The organism is Christensenella massiliensis (assembly GCF_040409835.1).
Lineage (GTDB): Bacteria > Bacillota > Clostridia > Christensenellales > Christensenellaceae > Christensenella > Christensenella massiliensis.
In genome coordinates, this window is the sequence record NZ_CP117826.1 from 162,310 (window position 1) to 177,806 (window position 15,497).

The following is a 15,497-nucleotide window of genomic DNA, read 5'->3' on the forward strand; positions in this document are numbered from 1 at the left end:
CGGCGGGCGCCCCGCTTCAAATGGAGAGCGTTATGCTGGGGATCTATCTGCACATTCCATTCTGTATCAAAAAATGCAATTACTGCGATTTTGTATCCGTCGAACACGGAGAGCTTATCGATCAGTATTTTTCTGCTGTGAAAAACGAAATCGCAGCAACAGGAAAAATGTATAGCCGGAAAGTGGATTCTGTCTTCTTCGGCGGTGGTACGCCGTCGCTGCCGGAGGCGCGATATATCACAGGATTGCTGGAAGCGCTGCGGCAGGCGTTCGATGTCAGCGCAGATGCGGAAATCACTCTGGAAGCGAACCCGTGCACGCTTGACCGCCCGAAGCTTGCAGCCTACCGTGCAGCAGGAATCAATCGACTCAGCATCGGACTGCAGGCGGCGCAGGACAGGCTTCTTGCGATGCTTGGCAGGCAGCATACGAAAGAAGGATTTGAAAGGGCGTACGGCCTTGCGCGTGAAGCAGGGTTTGAAAATATCAATATCGATATGATCTATGCGCTTCCCGGGCAGAGTCTGGAGGACTGGCAGGAGACGCTGGATTTTGTTCTGGAAAAGAGGCCGGAGCATATCTCAGCTTATGCGCTGAAAATAGAGGAGGGAACTCCGCTGTACAGGGAGGTACAGGAAGGAAAGCTGCATCCTGCCAACGAAGAAACAGACCTTGCCATGTATCATGCGGCGCAGGAGGCGATGGCAGAAAACGATTATACCAACTATGAAATATCCAATTTTGCACGGGAGGGCTTTTCCTGCCGGCATAATCTGAAATATTGGAATGTGAGGGATTATTTGGGGCTTGGAGCCGCCGCACATTCGTGTATCGATTCGATGCGCTTTGCAAATACGGAGGATATAGAGGAATATATTAAAAACCTGTCGGGAGGCGTTCTGCGGTATGCAGCCTCGGAATTTTTGCCGGAAAAGGAACGGAAATTGGAATATATCATGCTAAAACTGCGTTTGAAGGATGGTTTTACTTTTTTTGATTACAAGAGCAGATTCACAAAAGATTTCCGGGAAGAATTCCCAGAGGAGATACGGCGGGCAGTTTTCTATGGACTTGTAGAAATGGACGACCGGGGCATGCGGCCTACCCGGCGCGGCTTCGATCTGCAGAACCAACTCGTGTCCTTACTGACCGAAAACCTGTAAACCTCTATGACATGCATGGAATAAACGGATAACGGAAGTTCACAGAATATTCATTTTGTACGGCTATTATTTTAACAAACCATATTGACAACCACCCGGAGCGGTGGTATCTTTATATCAAGGGTTAGCACTCAACTGAATAGAGTGCTAACAAAACGGTTTAGAGCCGATTTTTTGTGTATATATCTAATTTGTGCAGAGATAAGCGCGGAAAGGAGGGCGCGCCGGACTATGGAACTATCGGACAGAAAACTGAAAATATTAAAAGCGATTATCGATGATTATATCGATACCGGTATCCCGGTGGGCTCGCGTACGCTGTCCAAAAAACCGGAGCTTGATTACAGCCCGGCGACGATCCGCAACGAGATGGCGGACCTTGAAGAAATGGGCTTTCTCGAACAGCCGCACACTTCGGCGGGAAGAACGCCGAGCGACAGGGCGTACCGGCTGTATGTAGACCGGCTGATGCACATAGACCGTATCACAAAAGACGAGGCGATGTTTATCCGCAATTACTTTGACACACGCGTAGACGAGATCAGTGAGGTGCTTACATCGGCGGCAAAGGCGCTGTCGGATGCAACAAAGCATATATCGATGGTAACGGCCCCGAATCTTGAAAGCGTAAGACTCAAGAGAATACAGATCGTAAAGATCACGGAAACGAAAGGGATACTCATTTTTGTTACGGATAACGGTCTCGTGCAGGATAAGATGATCAATATCCCTCTTGCGATGGATATGCATCAATTGGAGCTCCTGTCGAATATGCTGACAGAGCGGGTGCAGAATCTCTCTCTTTCGGAAGCGGAGGAAGTGATCCGGAACTCCTGTATGGACAGCCTGAAGGAGCAGAAGCTTATCATGGGCGAGGTGTTGGATGCCATCAATCTGAACAGGGAAAAGAAAGAAATGGTATTCGGCGGCGCACAGAATATTTTTAACTACCCGGAATATAAGGATGTCAGCAAGGCGCAGCATTTCCTGCAGCTTTTGGAGACAAAAGACGTTTTATATAAAGTGATGTCCGCGGCGACCGACCTTGAATTTTCAATCAGGATCGGAAAAGAGAACCCCTATGACGATTTTAAGGATATGAGTATCGTAACGGCGACCTATAAGATCGGCGGGGAAAAAATCGGTTCGTTCGGCGTGATAGGACCTACGCGGATGGATTACGGCAGGGTGCTGTCTGTATTAAAATATGTCGGAATGAGTTTGAGCGACATTCTTTCGTGTTTGCTGCAAACAGAAAATACAGAGAATAAAAAATAAGGCAGGTAAGAAAATTGGCGGAAGAACAGGAAAAGAAGCAGGCTGGTCAGGCTGCTGAGGAAGAGCAGGAACAAGAGCAGAAAAAGACAGCGGAGGAGGAACAGCCGCAAGAAAAAAAAGCAGCTAAGCATAAGTCCGCTCCCAAAAAGGATAAGACACAAGAGAAGCTGAAAAAGCTGGAAGCAGAAAAGGACGAATATCTGAACGCGCTGCAGCGGGAACGCGCCGACTTTGAAAATTATAAAAAGCGGAATGCCGCTCTTGCCGCGACGTCTTTTCAAAACGGTGTAGCAGACACTGTTATGGCAGTCCTGCCGATCCTTGATAATTTTGAGCGCGCACTCGTAGCCGAATGCGGAGATGAAGCTTTCCTCGAGGGCATGAAAATGATCATGCGGCAGATGCAGGATTCTCTGAAAAGCCTTGGAGTAGAGGAGATCCCTGCGGAGGGGCAGTTTGACCCGGAATTCCACAATGCAGTCATGCAGGCGGAAGAGGAGGGATATGAAACAAATCAGATCATCGAGGTATTGCAAAAGGGCTATAGCCTGAACGGAAAAGTGCTTCGGCACTCCATGGTGAAAGTGGCTAAATAAGCAGAAACAGGCGTAAGCCTTGTTTGATAACAAAGAAGTGAAAAACATTTACAGGAGGTTTTTATAAATGGGTAAAGTAATCGGAATCGACCTTGGAACAACAAATTCCTGCGTAGCAGTTATGGAAGGCGGAGAAGCCGTCGTAATACCAAACGCAGAAGGAGCAAGAACAACGCCGTCCGTCGTTGCGTTTTCGAACAACGGAGAAAGACTGATCGGACAGGTAGCGAAGCGTCAGGCGGTAACGAACCCCGACCATACCGTTATGTCGATCAAGCGCGATATGGGGACAGACAGGAAAGTTACGATCGATGGGAAAGCATATTCTCCGCAGGAAATATCTGCAATGATTCTGCAGAAACTGAAATCGGATGCGGAAGCATATCTCGGTGAGACGGTGACACAGGCGGTCATTACTGTTCCGGCTTATTTTTCGGATTCACAGCGTCAGGCAACAAAGGACGCGGGCAAGATAGCAGGTCTTGAAGTTCTGCGTATCGTAAATGAGCCGACGGCAGCAGCGCTTGCTTATGGACTGGAAAAGGACAACAATCAGAAAGTTTTGGTATATGACCTTGGCGGCGGCACGTTCGACGTATCGCTTCTGGAGATTGGCGACGGCGTTATTGAAGTTCTTGCAACGAGTGGAAATAACCGCCTTGGCGGCGATGATTTTGATGATAAGATCGTACAGTGGATGGTAGAAGAATTCAAGAAGAGCAATGGGATAGACCTCGGCGGCGATAAGATTGCAATGCAGCGGTTGAAAGAGGCGGCTGAAAAAGCGAAAATAGAGCTTTCCGGCGTGATGCAGACAAACATCAATCTGCCGTTTATTACGGCGGATGCGACAGGCCCGAAGCATCTTGATCTCAATTTGTCGCGTGCGAAGTTCGATGAGCTTACGGCAGACTTGGTTGCGGCAACGGAGGGACCGACCTCAAGTGCAATCAAAGATGCAGGCATCAGCAATTCAGATATCGATAAGGTGCTGCTGGTAGGCGGATCTTCCCGTATCCCCGCAGTACAGGATATGGTCAAGAGGATCACAGGAAAAGAACCTTTTAAGGGAATCAATCCGGATGAATGCGTTGCAATGGGCGCAGCGATCCAAGCAGGCGTATTGGGCGGCGAGGTAAAGGATGTACTGCTGCTTGACGTTACGCCGCTTTCGCTCGGCATCGAAACGATGGGCGGTATCTGCACGAAGCTGATCGACCGGAACACGACGATCCCGGCGAAAAAGAGTCAGATCTTCTCGACGGCAGCGGATGGGCAGACCAGCGTAGAGATCCACGTATTGCAGGGCGAACGCGAAATGGCCGCGGCAAATAAAACCCTTGGACGGTTTACGCTGACAGGCATCGCTCCCGCTCCGCGCGGTGTACCGCAGATCGAAGTCACCTTTGATATCGATGCAAACGGCATCGTAAACGTGTCTGCAAAGGATATGGGGACCGGGAAAGAGCAGAAGATCACGATCACAGCTTCTACGAATCTTTCGGATGAAGAAATCGACAAGGCCGTTAAAGAAGCTGAAAAGTTCGCAGCAGAGGACGAGAAGCGCAAGGAAGAGGTAGAGGCGCGCAACAATGCGGATTCTCTGATTTACCAAACGGAAAAGACGCTGAAAGACCTCGGAGATAAGGTGCCGAAAGAGGATAAGAAAAAGATAGAGGATGAAGTAGCAGCTGCAAAAGAAGCGCTTAAAACAAATAATCCGGATACGATCAAATCTGCGACAGAAAAGCTGCAGAAGGTTTCGTTCGATACTTTCGGAAAGATTTATCAGCAGGCAGGCGGAGACCCGAATGCAGCAGGCGGAGCACAGGGCGGTGCGGGCTTCGATCCCAACTATGACCCGAACGGCGGGGCGAAAAAGGATGACAATGTGGTAGACGCGGACTATGAAGTCGTAGATGACGACAAAAAGGACGAAGATAAAAAATAAGCGCCGTTGAGTTATGTGTGCTGGAATTCCTCAAAAAGCCAGAGTATTATACTTTGGCTTTTGAGGATTTTTCAGAATGAAATGGAAGAGGTATCATAGATTTTGGCTAAGGATTATTATGAAACGCTTGGAGTCGGACGAGACGCAAGTGCGGACGAGATCAAAAGCGCATACAGAAAGCTTGCAAAAAAATACCATCCAGACCTGAATAAAGGCGATGAAGGAGCGGCGCAGAAATTCAAGGAAGTGAACGAGGCTTATCAGGTATTGAGCGACGACCAGAAGCGCAGACAATATGACACTTTCGGAACGGCGGACGGAAATGCAGGCGGCTTCGGCGGTCAGGGCGGCTTCGGCGGCTTTGAAGGTTTCGGCGGTTTTGGAGATATTTTTGATAATATTTTCGGAGGCGGTATGCGGAGCCGTCCGGCAAACGGACCGCAGCGCGGAAGCGATATCCGGGTGAACATGCGGCTTTCATTTGAAGACGCAGCGCACGGTATAAAACATGATATTACCATAACGCGGCTCGAACAATGCGATGAATGCAGCGGAACAGGAGCTGCAAAGGGAACGGAGCGGAGGACCTGCCCTACCTGCAATGGAACGGGGCAGGAGCGCGTACAGCAGCAGACGATGTTCGGGAGCTTTGTAAATGTGCAGCCCTGCCGGACCTGCGGCGGAGAAGGAACGATCGTGGATACGCCGTGTGAAAAATGCAAGGGCAAAGGAACCATACAGCGCCAGCGCACGATCGCAGTCAACATTCCGGCGGGGATCGATAACGGTCAGATCCTTACGATGCGCGGCGAAGGAAATGCGGGAAAGCGGGGAGGTCCGGCCGGTGATTTGCAGATCGTAGTCTCGGTAAAGCCGCATAAGCTGTTTGAGCGTCTTGGAAACGATCTTTATCTGGATATGAGCATCACGATGATGCAGGCGGCGCTCGGCGATGAAGTAGAGGTGCCTACGCTCGATGGGAAAGTACGATATAAAATCGATGCGGGAACGCAGCCGGGTACGGTATTCAGACTGAAGAACAAGGGAATACAGTATCTGAATTCGAACCGTGTGGGCGACCTTTATGTGCGGGCCAATGTGCAGATCCCCAAAAAGCTGAACGAGCGGCAGAAGAAAATACTGCGTGAATTTGAGGATAAGATACGGACGAAGGATAAGGAAACGTCTTTCACAAAACCAAACGATGCATTTTGATAAAATAAAGAAAAGAGCGGGCCGCCGCTCTTTTTTTGTTGCATTGACAAAAGATTTGCGAGTATAATAATAAAATACAATATGCGAGGTGCAATCAGATATGGATTGGCTGAAAATAGGAATACGGACACAAAAAGAAGCGGAGGAGATCTTTTCCGCGTTATTGATGGAAGCAGGAGCGAAAGGCGTTTCTATAGAAGGAGATAATGAGGCATGCTCAAAGGGCGGGCTTCCATGGGACTATTTGGATGAAGAAGTATTGGAAAAAGTCCCGTTTTGCGTAACGGCGTTTTTTCCATGCGACGGTAGCGAACAGGAGGTACTGGCAGATATTAAGGAACGGGTGCGTGATGTGAAGGGGATGGATATCGGCCTGCCGCTCGGAACTCTTGAGATCATTACCCAAACTGTGCGCGAAGAGGATTGGGCAAATGCGTGGAAAGCATATTTCAAACCGGTCAAGATATCTGATTTTGTAGTGATCAAACCGACATGGGAGGAATATTCGGCCGGACAGGACGAGATCGTGATCGAGATCGATCCGGGAATGGCGTTTGGAACGGGAAACCATGAGACGACGCGCATGTGCGTGCGTTTTTTAGAAGAATATATGGAACCGGGAATGCGGGTGATCGATGCCGGCTGCGGCAGCGGCATTCTTTCCGTCGCAGCGGCAAAATTCGGCGCAGAAAAAGTATACGCGCTCGATCTTGATCCGGTCGCAGTAGATGTAACTGCGGAAAATGCAGAACGTAACGGCTGTGCGGACGTAATAGAGGCGAAGAGGTCTGATCTTTTGACGGAGGTGCCCGAGGGAACGCAGGCAGATATCGTTGTCGCTAATATCATTGCAGACGTTGTGATCGCTCTGAACGGAAAAGCGCAGAAATATATGAAGCGCAATGGAATGTATATCTGCTCCGGCATCATTGATTCCCGGCTTGGAGATGTGCGCAAGTCTCTGGAGGAAGAGGGCTATAAGGTCATACAGATTTTAGAGGATGGAGAATGGCGGGCGATCGCCTGCAAGTATAGAGGATGAGACGCTTCTTTTGGCCGGATATCGCCGGACGGCAGGTTGCTATAACAGGAACGGAAGCAAAGCATATTTCCCGCGTTCTGCGCATGCAGCCGGGCGATATGCTTATTCTGTTTGACGGCAGCGGAGTCGATTGCATTGGAACGATAACACGAATAGGTGCGGAAAGCGTAGTTGTAGATATCATAGAGCGAAAGCCTTCAGACCGGGAGCTGCCGGTCAGGATCGTTTTATTTCAGGCAGTACTGAAAAGCGATCATCTGGATTATGCCATACAAAAGTGCACAGAAGCCGGCGTATATAGATTTATGCCGTTTATCAGCGAGCGTTGTGTGAAGCGTCCGGACGAAAAAGCGGCGCGAAAGCTTGTGGAACGTGAGAATAGGATCGCTCTGGAAGCGGCAAAGCAGTGCGGGCGTTCCATCGTTCCGGAGGTAACGGATATCCTACCGTTTAGAGAAGCGGCCAAAGCTGCATGCAGCCTTGGCGGAACGATTTTAGTTGCTTATGAGGACGAAAAAAAACGGACGCTGAAGAGGGCGCTGAAAAAGGCTGACTCGATGCAGATAGCATTGTTCATTGGGCCTGAAGGCGGATTTTCGAAGGAAGAAATCAGCGTGCTGAAGGAATACGGAGCAGTTTCATGCTCGCTCGGGAAGAGGATATTGCGTGCAGAAACAGCGGGACTTGCCGCTGCTGCAATGATAGGCTATGAATTCATGGAGAAGGAATAAAATGAAAGCAGCTGCATATACGCTTGGATGCAAAGTGAACCAATATGATACAAATGCAATGATGGAGCTGCTTGAAGAAGCGGGATTTCAGCGGGTAGGGTTTCATGAGGAAGCGGATGTCTATCTCATCAACACCTGCACGGTGACGAACGCTGCAGATAAAAAATCGCGTAATATGATTCGGCGCCTGCACAAAAGCCATCCCGGCGCCATTATTTGTGTATGCGGTTGTCTGGCTCAGCGGGACGGCGAAGCGCTTCTGAAAACAGAGGGAGTCAGCGCGGTGATCGGAACGGAACGGCGCAGACAGATCGTTGCTATCGTTCGGGAGTGTCTTGACGGGAAGCGGGTAGACGGTGTGCAGGAGATTGGCAGTGTATATGAGGAATTGCGGGTAAAAACGGCAGGAGAATTGACGCGCGGATATATCAAAATACAGGAGGGCTGTAATAATTTTTGCAGCTATTGTATTATCCCCTATGTGCGCGGCAGAGTGCGGTCGCGCGGCTCAGGCGGGATTTATGCGGAGGCACAGGGGCTTGCGGAGGCTGGCGTGCAGGAGATCGTGCTGACGGGGATACACATTTCGTCTTATGGGGAGGATACCGGGGAAGAACTCTTTGACTTACTGCACAGACTTGATTCGATTTCCGGGATTCGGCGGATACGTCTTGGTTCCCTTGAACCGCATATCCTGACGGAGGATTTCGTGTGTAGGCTCAAAACGCTCGGAAAAGTATGTCCGCATTTTCATATATCGCTCCAGAGCGGGAGCAGTTCCGTTTTGAAGCGAATGAACAGGAAATATACTGCATCGCAATTCGCGGGATATTTGGATACGATCCGCAGAACGTATGACTGCCCTGCCGTCACGACGGATGTGATTACCGGCTTTCCCGGAGAGACTGAGCAGGAATTTCAGGAAACACGCCGTTTTTTGGAGGAACAGCAATTTTCCAGAATCCATGTGTTTCCCTATTCGGAGCGTAAAGGAACGCCTGCCGAAAGAATGGAAGAGAAAATTCCCGTTTCTGTCCGGCGCGAACGCGCGAATGATTTGATCGAGCTTGGAAAACAGCTGGAATATAATTATGCGGAGCGGTTTATAGGAACGGTGCAGGATGTCCTGTTTGAACAGGCGGCAGGCGACGGTATGGCAGAAGGATATACAGACCGCTATTTGCGAGTGCATGCGGACGGTATTCCCGGAGCATTGGAAAAAGTTTTGCTGCAGCGTTGCGAAAATGGTATACTGTATGGGAAAAGATAAGCGAGGAGGCCGAAGGATGGAAGATTGCTTGTTTTGCAAGATCATAGCAGGGGAGATCCCCTCGAACAAAATATATGAAGACGAGAGGGTATATGCGTTTACCGATATTGACCCCAAGGCGCCGGTGCACATTTTGGTGATCCCTAAAAAGCACATCAAAAGTATTCTCGAAGTATCGGAAGAAGATTTTGAATATTTAGACGCTATGGTACGTGCGGCACAAAAAATCGCGGAGACACAGAAAATAGCCGCGGATGGTTTCCGGCTCGTTTTCAATACGGGAGAAAACGGCGGGCAGACCGTTCACCATCTTCACATGCATCTTCTGGGCGGGAGATATATGGAATGGCCGCCCGGCTGAAACGATGCGGAAAGATCGGAGCTATGAATTAGCTGTTGACAGAATGAGACGATTTTACTATAATACAGGGGTATGAAATAACTCCCAGTTTTTATGGCAGCATGAAAACCGAGTACGGGAGGAGGGGAGATCAATGTCTGAGATACGCGTAGGCGAAAACGAAACACTGGAAAGTGCTCTGAGAAGATTCAAGCGTAAATGCGCAAGAGCAGGAGTTCTGGCTGAGATCCGGAAACGTGAGCATTATGAAAAACCCAGTGTAAAGAGAAAAAAGAAAGCAGAAGCAGCTAGAAAAAGAAAGCATTGAGCTTAAAGCGGCTTATGCGCTGACTATTTTCAAAACATGACGGGCCCCTCGTGCAGACGAGGCGGCCTGTTTTTTTAAACGGAAATAGGTGTGGGCTTTTTGAAGAAAATGTGGTACTATGCATATATGGGTATGAAGTCAGGAGGAAGCGTTTAATTTGGCTGAAACACAAATAGATATTTCATTTGACAACATGGAGCAGATGGCTGGTGTCTTTGGAAACTTTGATGAGAATATCAATATTATTTCGGCAGAGACAGAAACGGCGATCCGGGCGACTGAGCATGGGATCAGGATCACAGGAGAAGCAAAAAAAGCGCAGACCGCTGCAGATGTAATCGAAGTTTTAAAGAAGATGTATGGGAAAAACGAAACGATCGATCAGGATTCCGTCAACTATGCGTTTGACCTTGTTCACGATGGACAGCAAGAACTTGTAAATGAAATGATGTCAGACGTAGTAGCAATTACCGCCAAGGGGAAACAAATCAAATGCAAATCCTATGGCCAGAAGGAATATATCAAAGCGATACGGGACAATACCGTAGTGATATGCATTGGCCCCGCCGGAACGGGAAAGACCTATCTTGCTATGGCAATGGCAGTCGTCGCGTTGAAAAATAAACAGGTATCGCGTATCATACTGACAAGACCTGCTGTAGAAGCGGGTGAGAATTTGGGATTTTTGCCGGGGGATCTGCAAAATAAAGTGGATCCATATCTGCGGCCGCTTTACGATGCTCTTTATGATTTTATGGGAACGGATGCTTATGCGCGTCTGTCTGAGAAAGGAGCGATCGAGGTGGCACCGCTTGCCTATATGCGGGGCAGGACATTAAACGATGCATTTATTATTTTGGATGAGGCGCAAAACTGTACGATGGAACAGATAAAAATGTTCCTTACGCGTTTTGGAGAAAATTCCAAGGTGGTCGTTACGGGCGATGTGACCCAGATAGACCTGCCCAAAGAGCGTGCATCGGGGCTGAAAAAGGCGGTTGAGATCCTGAAAGATATCAAAAACATCGCGGTGCTCCAGCTTGACCAGAAGGATGTCGTACGCCATCCTTTGGTAAGAAGCATCATCAAAGCGTTTGAAAAATATGAAAATAGGCGCAAACATACGATCGTATAAGACGAGTCTTGAGGATTGACGAATGGGTTTTCGGAAAACATTTCAAAAAAAAGCAGTCATGAATCTGCTCATGGCCGCAGGATCGCTGGCGATTTGCATTGCTGTCGCGCTTGTTTCTCTTATGCCGCAAACTTATGACATTGTCAGCGGAGAAATATCGGATATCACCATCACAGCTCCGGCGGATGTGGTCGATCAAGCCGCTACGCAGCGTGTTATTGAAGAGGAGCAGGCGAAGGTAGGACCGGTATATAAAAATGACGCCAATACGACACAGCAGATCGTCAAAAAAATATCGGAAGATTTTGTTGCGTTTGAAGAAGCGCGCGCCGGTGCAGAGGAACGTTATAGTGCGGAGCAGGAAGCGAAACGGCAAGAGGTGGAAAAAGAGATCGCTGCCGCAGAACAGGCCAACGCTGCAAATCCGACTCAGCCCGTGCCGGTGCCGACGGCATATACGGCGGAGCCGTTTGATCCTGAAAAAGTAGAATGGGATACGCTTCTGACGGAAGAGGACTTTAACAGCCTCAAAGCACTTCTGCCGGACTATGTCACGACTTCGCAATTATACAGTATCATCAGCATGACAGCCAGTCAGCTGACGGCGATACAGGATTCTATCTCGGGTGCAGTCCAAGATCTTCTATATACGGGGATATCCTCTGATGATATCGACGAAGCAAAGGCACAGGCGGCAGAAACCGTTACGGGACAAGCAGATATGACAGCAGACGCCAAGGAGCTGGCGACTGCTGTTATTATGAACGATCTATATCCCAATATGGTATTCGATGAGGAAGCGACGCAGCAGAAACGTGAAGAAGTCGCGCAGATGGTCGTTCCCGTAGAGTATAAAAAGGGGCAGAATATCGTTCGCAAGGGCGAGGTCGTTACAGACGATCAATACGAGATGCTGAAGAGCCTCGGAATGCTGACGGCAGAATCGACTTCGATCAAGCCGTATGCCGTCGTTATGATCTATATTGTCCTGATGTTCGTTATGTACGGTGTTTTTTTAGCGGTGTTCAATCGCAGACTGTTGACTGATACGAAAAAAATCGCAATTCTGGCGATTCTGACAGCTGCCGCTTATGGAGTGACTTCGATTGCCCAGCTTGTCGCGATTCATTTTGTGCCCGTCTTTTTATTCGTTATTCTCGGAGCGGTCCTGCTTTCACCTAAAAATGCGATCGTATACAGCGTATTTTTATCCTTACTCTTGATGAGCGTGACGACGGGCGGACAGAATTTGTTCAGTACGACTTCCCTGATGCTTTTGCTTGTTATGCTCACAGGCGGCTTCTTTGCGGTCTATATTTTGAAAGATATGCGCTATCGGTCGCGGCTTGTGCTTGCAGGCTTGGTGGCGGCAATACCCGGCGTAGCGGTCTCTTTGCTTATCTGGATGGCGCAGGTGCCGCTGCTTTCTGAGCAAGCGCCGAATTTGCAGCAGACGCTTTCGAGCATTGCTATGATAACAGGGAGCGGCGTACTGTGCGGGATCGTAAGCATTGGTGTTCTTCCGCTGATCGAAAATGCTTTTAAGCTTACGACGCCGACCAAGCTTCTTGAATTATCAGATCCGACGCACCCGCTTACAAAACGTCTTATGATCGAAGCGCCGGGAACGTATCACCACAGCGTCCTTGTTGCAAATCTTGCAGAGGCAGGCTGCAATGCAGTGGGGGGCTTCTCTTTGCTTGCGCGCGTGGGGGCTTATTATCATGATATCGGCAAGGTGGAGAATCCATTATATTTTAAAGAGAATCAACGGAACAACATCAATATGCATGATTCTCTGACGCCTGAACGCAGCGCGGAGATCATACGGCGGCACGTTCCGGCTGGCGTTGAACTGCTGCGCAAATATAAAATGCCGCGTGAGATCATTGATATTGCGCATAATCATCACGGCAGCGGAACGGTCGGCTATTTTTATGCGGAGGCTCTGAAAGCAGATCCGCATACCAAAAAAGAAGATTTTCAGTATGAGGGAAATCCTCCGGAAACAAAAGAGCAGGCAATCGTGATGCTTGCGGACGTAGTGGAGGCGGCTGTCCGCAGCTTAGATAATCCTTCACGGGAAGAAATAGCGGCAATGGTGCATAAATTGATCAAGGCGCGTTATGATGAAGGACAGCTTGACCACGCGCCGCTTAACAGGCGGGATCTGAAGTTGATTGCCGAGGCGTTTATCAATATTTTTGACGGAGTATACCATCAGCGGATCAAATATCCGGAAATAAAGATACATGGAGCGGAAGATGACGATAGCATTCTCTGACGAGCAGAACAAGATAGAGATAACGGCTGAGCTCACAGACGGGGTGTGCGCTGTTCTGGAAGCGGCAGAACGTTCAGAGCTTGCCGAAAAGGCATGCCTCAATCTGTTGTTTACCGATAATGAAGGGATACAGGAACTGAACAGGGAGTTTCGCGGGATCGACAGGGCGACGGATGTACTGTCTTTCCCCGCCTATGACCTTTCTGTTCCTTTGGCCGCGTGTGCAGAAAAACTGATCGATAAGGAATATATAGACGGGGCACTTTTTCTGGGAGATATCGCGATCTCAGCAGAACGGGCACAGGAGCAGGCGGAGGAGTATGGACACGGCTTGAAGCGGGAAATAGCTTTCTTAGCGCTCCACGGGATGCTTCATCTCATGGGGTACGACCACATGACGAAGGAAGAGGAAGCGGTTATGACGGAAAAACAGGCGGCGCTTCTTGCGGCGGTGAATATCGGCAGGGAGCAGGATGGAATCTAACGAGGGGAAAAAGTACAGGCCGAAAAAGTCGCTTTTAGGAAGCTTTAATCATGCAATAAACGGCTTCCTGCAATCGTTCAAGATGGAGCGCAACATGAAAATACATGTGGCGTTGGCCGCTGTCGTTACGGTCACGGCGCTCCTCACGCAGGTAACGCGTTTTGAGATGATTGCGCTTGTGCTGGTCATCGCATTTGTTTTTTTTGCAGAGCTTTTCAATACGGCGGTGGAAGCGGTTGTGGATATTGCGACGAAGGGAGAATATAACGAGCTTGCACGCATTGCGAAGGATGTCGCGGCCGGCGGCGTTTTTGTTGCCGCAATGAGCGCTCTCGTCGTTGGGTATCTCGTTTTTTTCCGGAAGCTGTATACACTTTCTTACGCATCGATAAGTTATATCAACAATTTGCCCGCATACATTACATTTGCGGTCCTGATGCTGGTATTTGTGGCAGTCATCGTCATGAAGTCGCGCTTTATGAAAAAGGGCGGAAACTATATACAGGGCGGGATGCCAAGCGGCCATACGGCTTTTGCTTTTGCGCTGTTTACCGCGATCGCGTTCGTTTCAGCAGACCCTGTGGCCTCAACATTTGCGGCAGTATTGGCGCTGATCGTCGCGGAAAGCCGCATGGAGACGAAAGTGCATACATTTGCAGAGGTATTGGTGGGAGCGCTGATGGGGGTCGTGATCACCGTGCTGGTTTTTGAGATCGGTGAGCTGATCGTACGCTGAACAGGAGAAAGAGATGGATTTCAAATCAGGTTTTATAGCACTTACCGGCAGCCCGAATGTGGGAAAATCTACACTTTTAAATGCGCTTATCGGAACGAAGATAGCGATCGTATCCAAGAAGCCGCAGACTACGAGGAATCGTATTACCGGCGTCCTTACAGGCGCGGATTATCAAATGGTCTTTATGGACACACCGGGCCTTCAGAGTCCCAAAAACAAATTGGGAGAATTTATGCTGAAGACGGCCGAACAAACTGCGAGGGAAGTCGATGCCGTTCTTTTTGTGGCAGATGCAAAGGTGGGGGTGCGGGAAAAGGACGAGGCAGCCTTGTCGCGTCTTGCAGCAAGCGAAGTGCCGTTAGTGATCGCGCTCAATAAGATAGACGCAGTCGATGAAGCGCGCATAGAGGAACAGGAAAAGATACTGGAAAAATATGGCGAAAAAGTATTCCGGATATCTGCTGCGGAAAGGCTTGGACTTGCAGGATTGATAGAGCATCTAAAGTGCTATCTGATAGAGGGTCCGATGTATTATCCGGCCGATATGGTTACAGACCAGCCGGAGCGGGTGCTCGCAGCGGAGTTTATTCGGGAAAAAGCTTTGAAAAGCATCGGGAAAGAGATACCGCACGGGATCGGCGTAGTTGTGGAAAAGATTGAGCGGGAAGCGGGGAAAAATATTACGCATATTGATGCGGTGATTTATTGCGAGAAAGATTCCCATAAAGGGATCATTATTGGCGCGGGAGGCAGGATGCTGAAGAAGATCGCATCCGCAGCGCGCGCCGATATGCAGCTGCTGTTTGGAGAAAAGGTGTTTCTTCAGGTATGGGTAAAAGTAAAGCCGGACTGGAGGAACAAACTTTTGGTTCTGCGGTCCTTAGGGTATGATGAAAGGCAATAGGCGCTGCCGGCGGCTGATTTGATGCACGCTGTGGTGGAGG

The 15,497-nt window shown here is 49.2% G+C and carries 15 protein-coding genes; all 15 read left to right on the forward strand.

Going from position 1 to position 15,497, the window contains the following annotated elements; all coding sequences use genetic code 11:
* The first annotated feature begins 32 nt into the window (after positions 1–32).
* The 15 genes from hemW to era all read left to right on the forward strand — a co-directional run bounded on the left by hemW (position 33) and on the right by era (position 15,457).
* Complete coding sequence (gene hemW, locus PUP29_RS00825; RefSeq protein ID WP_353423568.1) at positions 33–1,163, forward strand: radical SAM family heme chaperone HemW; 1,131 nt, start codon at positions 33–35, stop codon at positions 1,161–1,163.
* Between the two features lie 231 nt (positions 1,164–1,394).
* Positions 1,395–2,441, forward strand: coding sequence for a heat-inducible transcriptional repressor HrcA (gene hrcA / locus PUP29_RS00830; protein WP_079547688.1), 1,047 nt, complete (start codon positions 1,395–1,397; stop codon positions 2,439–2,441).
* 14 nt (positions 2,442–2,455) lie between these two features.
* Positions 2,456–3,037 carry a nucleotide exchange factor GrpE gene (gene grpE / locus PUP29_RS00835; protein ID WP_353423570.1) on the forward strand — a complete coding sequence of 194 codons (582 nt, stop codon included), beginning with the start codon at positions 2,456–2,458 and terminating at the stop codon, positions 3,035–3,037.
* Between the two features lie 67 nt (positions 3,038–3,104).
* Positions 3,105–4,988, forward strand: a complete 1,884-nt coding sequence (gene dnaK / locus PUP29_RS00840; protein WP_079547686.1) for a molecular chaperone DnaK — start codon at positions 3,105–3,107, stop codon at positions 4,986–4,988.
* A 102-nt stretch (positions 4,989–5,090) separates the two neighbouring features.
* Positions 5,091–6,203, forward strand: a complete 1,113-nt coding sequence (dnaJ, locus tag PUP29_RS00845) for a molecular chaperone DnaJ (protein WP_353423572.1) — start codon at positions 5,091–5,093, stop codon at positions 6,201–6,203.
* 100 nt (positions 6,204–6,303) lie between these two features.
* Entirely contained in the window at positions 6,304–7,245 is a 942-nt protein-coding gene (gene prmA, locus PUP29_RS00850) for a 50S ribosomal protein L11 methyltransferase (RefSeq protein ID WP_079547684.1), read from the forward strand.
* Positions 7,242–7,976 (forward strand): 16S rRNA (uracil(1498)-N(3))-methyltransferase, encoded by a 735-nt coding sequence (locus tag PUP29_RS00855; RefSeq protein WP_079547683.1) that lies wholly within the window; start codon positions 7,242–7,244, stop codon positions 7,974–7,976. The genes prmA and PUP29_RS00855 overlap by 4 nt, the downstream gene beginning before the upstream one ends.
* Position 7,977: 1 nt before the next feature.
* Positions 7,978–9,246 carry a tRNA (N(6)-L-threonylcarbamoyladenosine(37)-C(2))-methylthiotransferase MtaB gene (gene mtaB / locus PUP29_RS00860; protein ID WP_353423574.1) on the forward strand — a complete coding sequence of 423 codons (1,269 nt, stop codon included), beginning with the start codon at positions 7,978–7,980 and terminating at the stop codon, positions 9,244–9,246.
* Positions 9,247–9,262: 16 nt separating this feature from the next.
* Entirely contained in the window at positions 9,263–9,607 is a 345-nt protein-coding gene (locus tag PUP29_RS00865) for a histidine triad nucleotide-binding protein (RefSeq protein ID WP_079547681.1), read from the forward strand.
* A gap of 133 nt (positions 9,608–9,740) precedes the next feature.
* Positions 9,741–9,914: a 30S ribosomal protein S21 gene (gene rpsU / locus PUP29_RS00870; RefSeq protein ID WP_046444557.1), complete on the forward strand. Its 174-nt coding sequence runs from the start codon at positions 9,741–9,743 to the stop codon at positions 9,912–9,914.
* A gap of 193 nt (positions 9,915–10,107) precedes the next feature.
* Positions 10,108–11,049, forward strand: coding sequence for a PhoH family protein (locus PUP29_RS00875; RefSeq protein ID WP_079547898.1), 942 nt, complete (start codon positions 10,108–10,110; stop codon positions 11,047–11,049).
* 22 nt (positions 11,050–11,071) lie between these two features.
* The gene (locus PUP29_RS00880; RefSeq protein WP_079547680.1) at positions 11,072–13,333 is read left to right on the forward strand and encodes an HD family phosphohydrolase; all 2,262 of its coding nucleotides are present in this window, start codon (positions 11,072–11,074) and stop codon (positions 13,331–13,333) included.
* On the forward strand, positions 13,314–13,817 hold the full coding sequence (ybeY, locus tag PUP29_RS00885) for an rRNA maturation RNase YbeY (RefSeq protein ID WP_079547897.1): 504 nt from the start codon (positions 13,314–13,316) through the stop codon (positions 13,815–13,817). The genes PUP29_RS00880 and ybeY overlap by 20 nt, the downstream gene beginning before the upstream one ends.
* Complete coding sequence (locus PUP29_RS00890; RefSeq protein ID WP_079547679.1) at positions 13,807–14,553, forward strand: diacylglycerol kinase; 747 nt, start codon at positions 13,807–13,809, stop codon at positions 14,551–14,553. The genes ybeY and PUP29_RS00890 overlap by 11 nt, the downstream gene beginning before the upstream one ends.
* Before the next feature lie 13 nt (positions 14,554–14,566).
* Positions 14,567–15,457, forward strand: coding sequence for a GTPase Era (gene era, locus PUP29_RS00895; protein ID WP_079547678.1), 891 nt, complete (start codon positions 14,567–14,569; stop codon positions 15,455–15,457).
* The last annotated feature ends 40 nt before the right edge of the window (positions 15,458–15,497 follow it).